The organism is Persicitalea sp. (assembly GCF_041751555.1).
Lineage (GTDB): Bacteria > Bacteroidota > Bacteroidia > Cytophagales > Spirosomataceae > Persicitalea.
Window position 1 is genome coordinate 1 of the sequence record NZ_JBGSXF010000155.1, and the last position, 8,728, is coordinate 8,728.

Sequence of the window (8,728 nt, forward strand, 5' to 3'; positions counted from 1 at the left end):
CGCCATCATTTTTTCGTGTTTGGCTTTCATGATCGCCTGCTGCTGCATCATCCGGGCATCTTCAGCCATGATGCGCTCGTCATCGGCCTGCATCTGAGCATGGTCTTTGGCCATTTGCTCGTCCGACACGTCGCCTTTGGCGTGCCGGACTTCAATGTCGTCATCTTTCTGCACCATCAGGGCATACTCATCGACTAAAGCTTTATGTTCGTCCATCATTTTTTGGTATTCAGCTTCGATTGATTCGTGTTCGGGCGAGCTACCGTTCATGGCTTCGTGCTCGGCCATCATCGTAGAGTCGTCGGCCATCATCTGGGCGTGCGACGCCTTTATTTTCTCGTGATTAGCTTCCAGTTTGGCGTGGTCGGCTTCGGCCTGGGCATTGCCTGCCGAGCCATCGGTTTTCGACTGACAGGCTGTAAAAAGGATTCCGCCAGACACTAAAGCGGCGAGGCTGAGGGTAATGAGTTGTTTTGTCATTGGCTTGAACATGAATTAGTAAAATTATAAAATAAATAATCAGGGCAAAATTAACTCCATCGCCGGATACCACCACAATAGCCACAAACACATGCCCTCCGGGAGCTATCAGATAGAGCCAATTGACGGGCGAATTAGTTGCGGTCCGCCGTTGCGGTTTGCCGGGCCGTCCCCGCAAAGGTGTACTGGAGGCCGAGGCCGACCGTGCGTGGGGCCGAGGGCGAGAAATTGGTTCGGTCGGTAGCGTTGTTACCCCGCGACGCGCTGGCTACATATAGTTCGTTAGTCAGGTTCAGCACATTTACGAACACCTCGATCCCCTTCCGCTCGTAGCCGATTCGGGAGTTGATGACGCTGATGCCCCGCGCCCCAAAAGCTCCTTTATCGTCGTACCTGACGGTGTTGATCTGATTAAGATAAAAGGGTGTCAGCCGTTGCCATTCAGCCGACACACGGAAGCCCTTAAACCAGCGGGGTTTGTAGAATACCTCCGAGTTGACGATCCAGCGCGGAGCCGAGGGCATTTCTTTGCCGCTTAGATTCTTGACCGCGTCGGCCTGCCTTACGGATAGCTGAAAATCTTCAAAGCGGTGAAGCGCGTTGGCTCCCCCCAACCGAATTAGCCATTCGGCACTCGGTTTGTAGGTCAACCCAAATTCAACACCCTGGTGAAGAGTACGGCCAACGCTCTGATAGTCGGTAGAGTTATCGACCTGACGAATTGAAAGCAATTCATTTCTACCGTTCAGACGATAGACCGAAATATCGGCGTAGAGTTTGTTGTCGAAAGCTGAAAACCAGCCGCCCACTTCCATATTTTCAAAGTTCGCGGGCTCCAAATTATAATAGAATGGATCCTGGCCTGGCACTTGCTGCACACTTGGCCGCAGGCGGAAAATGGCCGTTAGTCCCGGTGGCGCGAATCCACGACCGTAGTTGGCGTACAACCCGCGCCCGCCCCCCAAATCATAAACAACACCCACTTTGGGGCTGAACTGTTGGTATGCTTTCGTACCCGACTTTTTGTCAAGATAATTATCATAATCGAACGACATACGGTCGTAGCGCAGCCCGGCTGTCACACGCAGGGCTTTGAGTGGGCTGAATTCTAGCTGAGAATAAAAGCCGGTATTATGGATTTGGGCTTGGTAGTCGCCGAGTAACACATCGGGTCGATCGTTGAGAAACGTGTACTTTTTCACCGAACGACCATCGGCCCGCGTCTCGGCGGCTAAGTCGATGCGGAAGGCGCTGTAGCGTGTCGGCGTGTTGTCGTAGGTACCACCGACGAGCAGTTTGGCTTTCAGGAAATCAAACCGTTGGGTATGCTGTGCAATCAGGCCATAGCTATTAAAAATACTCCGCTGTTTTTCACTCGTTGCAGTTTTCGATCCCGTTGTCCAGCGAACGGTATGGTTGGGCGCAAACCGATAGTCGTTGTAGCGGTGAAACGCAGTCACGAACGTTTCGGCGTTGGCGTTCCAGGCGTGATCGAGCGTCAACCGCGACCGGATGGCCTTTACGTTGCGGTACATAAAATCCTGACCCGTCTCATATGATCTGCTGTAGAAGGCCGTGCTGTCGAAACTCAGCCCCTCCTGTCCCTTGTAATCATTGTACGCATACGCGCCCGTGAGCCGGGTGTTGCCCGATAGCTGGTATTCAGCCTTGACATTCACAGCGTTTTTGATGTAATCGGAGCGTTCGCGCCAGCCGTTTTTCTGATCCGACAGATACCCGCCAACGTACACACCCAACTTCTTCGACAGCATCCCGCCCCCACCGAATTGCAGCCGCCGGAAATTGTACTGATCGCCCTGAAGCCCGACTTTTAGTGTCGGCACGGCGGTTGGCCGATTGGTAATGAGGTTGATGGCTCCGCCAACTGCTTCTGGCCCGTAAATCGACGATACCGGCCCTTTCACCACTTCGATGCTGTTGATCATCATCAGGTTGGTTTCGATCAGACCATTATGGTTGAAAAGACCCATCGGTCGAACGGGTACGCCATCCTCCATATACAGAAAATAGTTCGCCGTGGAAAGTGGCTGGCGGATGCTCATGCTGTGGCCTTCGCCCGTAAATCGCATCATGAACACGCCCGGTGTTTTGTTGATGAGTTCGTTCAGGCTGGTCGGTTTCGTGTCTTTGATGAGTGCAGACGATATTTTCGAGATGGCGATTGGTGTCTCCGTCCGGAGCTGAGCTTCCCGATTTGCCGTCACAATCACTGTCTGCAAATCTTCGGAAGCTGGTTCGAGTGCCACATTGACGATTCCTGACGGGGGCACCTCGACGGTGATGCGTCGGTACCCTACCGACGAGATGACCACTGATTTCGCGTTGGACGATAACCGGAAAGTGCCCGTTGCGGTGACGGCGGCCCCTTCTGCCGGGTTGGCGGTGGTAACGGTGGCACCGGGCAGCGGCTCCTTACTTTGGGCATCGTACACTTTGCCCTGAATTTGGCGTTGCTGCGCGTAGGCGCTGGTTAGCAACACGTTGAGTAGTAGAAAAATAAATACTTGTTTCATAATTTTTGTTTTTAAATAAGATGAATGAGTAAATTAGGCAGTAGCCAGCCGGATTTTGGGAATGCGAGACAGGCCAAAGCCGATGAATAAACTGGTGAGCATAAACAGACAAACCAGGTTGATGATATTGGCCGGAGCGAATAAGATAGACTTTGGAGCGACGTAACGAAATGCGGGAATGGTATCGTAATCAGTGGCTTTGAAACGCTCCTGCTGGAATATTTTTCCGGCGAAAAAGTCTCGATAGCCCTCGTGTTGGCGGCTGACTTCGGTTTGGAATGCGCGGAATTGTTCATCGCCCGTCCCCGCCAGATCGTTCAGCGACTGCTGCATGAACACCATTGGAGACAGCAGCCGATAGGTGCTGATGAGCTGCTGCTGGTTTCGGTATTGGGTCTCAAACTCCGCTTCGAGGGGTCGGATGGCCGCTTCGACGGCAAGCGTGCTTCGCACTCTGCCAATAGCGAAGTCCTTGTAATCGACGGGTTTCCCTTTGGGCAGTAGTTCGGGATGGTCGCCGTAATATTGGGCCATTTTCTGATCGCCCTCTTTCGTGACCTTGTCCGATGCCTCCCGGGTTTCGGCGATGAGGTCGATGCGCGATGGCATGGGGTGCATGGCCGACACGACGACATCCAGCACCGTTGGCATGAGCAACCCCAGCACGAGCCAGATGCCCACCAGTTTGGCAGCGTTGAAGCCCGAGTTTCTACCCATGCTGTTGATCCAGAACGACAGACCAAACCAGAACGCCGAGTAGCCCATCGATAGCAGAAACAGGAATCCAAACGCTTCGGGGTTGTTATAGAGCGATATACCCGTGAGCAATAATCCCGCTGTGGTTAGGGATAGAAATGTACCCGTCAGCAGCAGGAACCGAAACACGTACTTACTAACCACTATCTGCCGCAGCGATGCCGTACTGCTCATCAGCATGAACATCGTTCCCTGTTCCCGCTCCGACGAGACGAGGTTGTAAGTGAGCGCGATGATCAGCAGTGGCACTAGGTAAATCAGCACGAAGGAAAGATCAAAACTGCCGTTGTAGAGAATCGACGCATTCTCGATTTCTTCCTCGTGGTACAGTGCCTGTCTCTTGGCAAACGCCAACTTATAGTAGTACGGCAGCAAATCGCTCTGCCCCACCGAAACCACCGCCAGTGGATCTGGCTGTTTGACTATGTAGCGATTGCCCCGCGAACTAGCCACTGTGTAGGGGGCCGTTGGGTCGCGGTGCGAATTGCCCGCAAATGGTTTACCCGCTCGTTCCAGGTCGGCCACCATCGCCCGGTTTTTGGCAATACTCTCTATTTCGATGCGCCCTATATCGGCGATGGTCTGTTCCTGAAACTGAATCCGGCTGTGGCCCGTCCAGAGCGCGAAGGCCACAAAAAGAGCCAGCAGTGCCACACTTGCCAGCAACGTTCGGTTGTGCCGTAAGAGCAGCCAGTCGTAGCGAATGATGTGTAAAAACATAATTTGTTTGGTTAGTGGGCTATCCGCCCAGTTGTAATTCAAGATATTCAATCCAGCCGCAGATTCCGGCTCGCTCGCAGTAGCAGTAGCCCTGCCAGCCCCAACCATCCCAGCATTGTAAAAAGACCAATGAGTTGGTTGCCAATAACGGTACCGATACCGGGCTGACGGTATTGAAACTGATCAACCTGCTGCCAAAGGGCAGCATCAGCTTTGTAGCCTTGGTTTAAATTGGCCCCATTCACCTTCTGGTCGTCGTTCATCGCTTTCTGGATGTTGCGCCGATGCCCTTCGGCTCTGTTCGTGAAGTCGATATGCTTATCGGTGTCAGTACCCGCCAGTGCCCGGGAGAGATTACGCATGGCGAGAGTTGGCGAGAGGGTGCTAAGCCATTCCATCACCCGCTCCTGCTGCTCAAACTGCCGGAACAATCCACCGTAGTTTTTGTCGTAAATTGTCCAGTCGCGGTTTTCACTGGCCTGGAGAGCAATGCCGGCAAAACTCACCGGCAACTGCGTCAGGCTATCTACACCGTACTGTGCCAGTGTCTGCCTTTCAACCAGTTCAGCATAATCTTGCGCCGAAGGGCCACCGTTGATACCAGTCTCCTTGTCGGAAATGATCTGTTCGGTAAAAAGGAGTGCTGAGGGAGTTGGTACAGCCAAACGAGCAACGCTGCCGCAGAGACGTGGTACGAGAAACGCCCCGAATGTCCAGAAACCAAGCAAGGCAACCAAGGCTATCCCCGACTGCTTCACCTGCGACGAAACGTAAATGCCCAGCCCTGCCCAAAGCGCGTAGTAGAGTGCATAGCAAATAACCCAACCGGTCAGCCACGGCAGCGCATCCACAAAATTGGCAGTCCCCCCAGCCAGAGCCATGATTGCCGCGCTCAGCAAGAACATCGGTCCAAAAACACACAGGACCACTACCCTGAATACAGCTAGCCACTTCCCGATAAGCAGCTGCCCGGTCGAGACATTTGTACTAAGCAGAATTCGCAGTGTCCCCGATTCTCGCTCTTTGCTGATGGCATCGTAGCTTAGCAAAATGATGAATATCGGCACCAGAAACTGCAACAGAAATCCAACGGTAAGTGAACCGAACCGTGACAGCGTTGCCGCGTCCTGAATAGTCCGCAGCTTGACATCATTCTGATTGTGAGCTTCGAGCCAGACCGCGCTGCCAAGGTAGTCGTCCATTCCTTTGTCGAGAACCGCCATTAGCGGTACGGGCTTGTAGGCGTACAAGCCGTAATGGGCCGCTGCGTGGGGGCTTTTAGGATCCTGATTCAGCCATTGTCGATACGCTGTACGCTGGGCTGTTTCGTGTTCGGTGTTCGTTTGGCTGTAATACACGTAGCCCGTAAGAAGTGCCACCGCGAAGAGGACGTATAACACGGCCATGGACCACTGAAATCGGCTCTCACCTGTCAATTCAGCCCATTCTTTGGTATTGATGCGTTGAATCATGGCCGGGCGAGTTGAGGGGTCAGTACGTCTTGAATCGATGTTGGGAGATTTTCGCCCGATGAAATCACACGGAGATAAGTAGCTTCCAGCTCCTGATGCGTCAACAAATTAGCTTCGAGAACGCTGACCAACTCACCCAACCGCATAATTCCGATGCGGTCGGCGATTTCTTTGGCCCGGAATAGGTCGTGCGTGACCATAAGCACCGCCACCCCGTCGTGGCCTAACGATTTGATAAGCGACGAGAATTCGTTACTTGCCAGTGGATCCAGTCCCGAGGTAGGCTCATCGAGGAACAGCGCACGGGCCTGTTTGGCAATCGCCAGCGCAATCCCTACTTTTTGCCTCATGCCCTTGGAATAAGTGGAAACCCTACGTTTTTGGGCATCGGTCTGCAGCCCGGCCCGGTTCAGAAAATGCACTAACTCAGTATCGGAATAAGCCTTGCCCGACAGCCCGCTCAGATAAGCCAGATTCTGCACCCCCGTCAAACCGGGATACAGCATCACGTTTTCCGGGATGTAGGCGATGAATTTCTTGGTCTCCTGGGGATGAGCAGCCACTTCCAGGTCATTGACCAGGGCTTGTCCCGACGTGGGTTCGGTAAAACCCATGAACAGGTTAATGGTGGTGGTTTTACCCGCGCCGTTGGCCCCCAGCAGACAGAAGACTTCGCCTGCCTGAATGTGCAGGTCAAGTCCGGCTAGTGCAATGTTGCCAGGATATTCTTTACGTAAATTTATTGCCTTAAGCATAGCTTGAGTCGGTTGAATTTTTAGGAAAATACAAGGGAGTGTACCCAACGGAAGAAAACCGTTGGGGGAATCTACAGGCAGACAGAAAGAACCCAGGCCGGGAAATGCACCTGATACACAAAGCAAATCGCCTCTATTTATTCAATAGCAGCAACAGCAGGATATGTGAAAGGAAGTCCCCAAATCTAGAGGTAAAGTCTGTCTGATTGTCAGGCAGCTTCAGGGGGAGAATAAATAGCGAGTGTTACGGATATGACTAGCCCTGGCTCGCTTGCCGAAGTAGTAGGCTTGTCAATTAAAGAAAGAGAAGGTGAAAAACAGCTTGATTCGGGCAGGTGGTGCGCATCGATGCCGCTGACAAGGTAATGAATCTGTGGAGTATCCGTATCAGAACTATCCTTGTAGCGGTTTGCCAGCGATTCGACCATGAAGGCTTCGAGTCCGTCCGTCCTCAAGTAGCGGCGCGACTCGTAATGTTGGTTCTCCCCTGATTTCTCCATAATCAGCACCGCAAAGGAATCCTGTTCCGGTCGGCTAATGCAGCCCATTCCGGCCAGGAACAGGTAGTTAGCCAACAAAAGTAGTGCGATGAGGGATTTGAGGTTCATTGCTACAATGGTACGAGAAGTTTCTTCATTCAAGAATTAGCCAGCGTATATTCTTTTTCCGACCAAAAGAGAATTCCGACCCAGATACGCCTTTTTTTCGACGTTGGATCAAAGGCTACTGAAATACAATTCCTTCGACCCTGGACCGCACCACCCAGCGCAGCGACCAGGCCATCGCCAAGCTGACGTATTTGAAGCAGTTTTGAGGGATGGAGATATTCTTTAAATCATATTTGCAACAACGTTGCAAATATGATTCGTCCTCTTTAATTTTGTCCCATGAAACACCCTGCATTTCCCCTCCCCATGAATCTGGTTGGCGAAACTGTTGAAAGGCAATGAACTCCCCCATGCTAAAAATAACGCTTTGGTTGGTCCTGACGGTTTGGGCATTTGCCTCCGTGGCCCAGGACTCGACAAAGACAAACCAGCTACAGGAGGTAGTTGTCAAGAGTTCGGTGCGGAATACGCTGCAGAGGTCACCGATGAACATTGCCGTCATCGACGCGAAGCCCTACTACCAAACTAACCTGAACAGTCTGGATATTTTGAAGCGGAGCAGTGGGGTCAATATCCGGGCCAATGGCGCGTACGGCGCCAACGCGGAGTTTTTTCTCAATGGCATTCGGGGCAAGCAAATCAAATTCTTCGTGGACGGAAATCCGGTTGACAATCTGGGCGACACGCAGGGCATCAACATCGTGCCGATCCAGCAAACGGAGCGGTTCGAGATTTACAAAGGGGTAATCCCGATCGAACTGGGAACCGACGCGCTGGGCGGAGCGATCAACATCGTTACGAGGCGCGAGACGAAGGACTTCGTGGATTTTTCGACCTCCTACGGATCGTTCAATACCACCAAAAACAACCTCCAAATCCGTAAGGGGCTGGGCAGGCACTTTTACCTGATGGCAACGGCCAGCCTCAACCACGCCGACAACGATTACCCGATTCTGGCCGAGGTGCCCAATGAATTTGGAAACGTGGAAATCAAACGCGTTAGGCGGTTTCATGACGCGTTTGATTTTTCAACGGTTAGGCTGGAAATGGGTTTGAGGCTGACGAAATGGGCGGACGCTTTTTCCGTACAGTTGCAGCAAGCGCGAACCCGTAGCGACCTTCAGCATAACCTCCTGATGCGGAAGCCCTACGGCGAAGCCACCTACACCGACCGGTTGCGGGGCGTTACCGTCAACTACCAAAAATCTGATCTTTGGAAAAAACTGGATGCGAGCGCTTACCTAAGTGTCAGCCAGACCGCAAACGTGTTCACCGACACCACGCTGAACGTGTACAATTGGCTGGGTGAAGTGGTGGACCGTCGCTTCTCGGGGGGCGAGATTTCGAGCGGCGGCAACTGGCTCACCACCCGCTCCCTGGTTTTCAACGCCCGGCAGGTGCTT

At 52.7% G+C, this 8,728-nt stretch carries 7 protein-coding genes; 1 reads left to right on the forward strand and 6 read right to left on the reverse strand.

Features of this window, described 5'->3' with window-relative positions:
* From ACEW8P_RS05340 to ACEW8P_RS05365, 6 genes are all read right to left on the reverse strand, one after another.
* Positions 1–480 (reverse strand): hypothetical protein (locus tag ACEW8P_RS05340; protein ID WP_373512072.1); only part of this gene is annotated, 480 nt, incomplete at its 3' end.
* A 134-nt stretch (positions 481–614) separates the two neighbouring features.
* Positions 615–3,014, reverse strand: coding sequence for a TonB-dependent receptor (locus tag ACEW8P_RS05345; protein ID WP_373512073.1), 2,400 nt, complete (start codon positions 3,012–3,014; stop codon positions 615–617).
* Positions 3,015–3,047: 33 nt separating this feature from the next.
* Entirely contained in the window at positions 3,048–4,490 is a 1,443-nt protein-coding gene (locus tag ACEW8P_RS05350) for an ABC transporter permease (RefSeq protein WP_373512074.1), read from the reverse strand.
* A gap of 47 nt (positions 4,491–4,537) precedes the next feature.
* Positions 4,538–5,962 carry a DUF3526 domain-containing protein gene (locus ACEW8P_RS05355; protein WP_373512075.1) on the reverse strand — a complete coding sequence of 475 codons (1,425 nt, stop codon included), beginning with the start codon at positions 5,960–5,962 and terminating at the stop codon, positions 4,538–4,540.
* Positions 5,959–6,717 (reverse strand): ABC transporter ATP-binding protein, encoded by a 759-nt coding sequence (locus ACEW8P_RS05360; protein ID WP_373512076.1) that lies wholly within the window; start codon positions 6,715–6,717, stop codon positions 5,959–5,961. The genes ACEW8P_RS05355 and ACEW8P_RS05360 overlap by 4 nt, the downstream gene beginning before the upstream one ends.
* A 209-nt stretch (positions 6,718–6,926) precedes the next feature.
* On the reverse strand, positions 6,927–7,325 hold the full coding sequence (locus ACEW8P_RS05365) for a hypothetical protein (RefSeq protein ID WP_373512077.1): 399 nt from the start codon (positions 7,323–7,325) through the stop codon (positions 6,927–6,929).
* 338 nt (positions 7,326–7,663) lie between these two features.
* Between ACEW8P_RS05365 and ACEW8P_RS05370 the strand changes: the two genes are divergently transcribed.
* On the forward strand, positions 7,664–8,728 hold a 1,065-nt coding region (locus tag ACEW8P_RS05370; RefSeq protein WP_373512078.1), incomplete at its 3' end, for a TonB-dependent receptor plug domain-containing protein.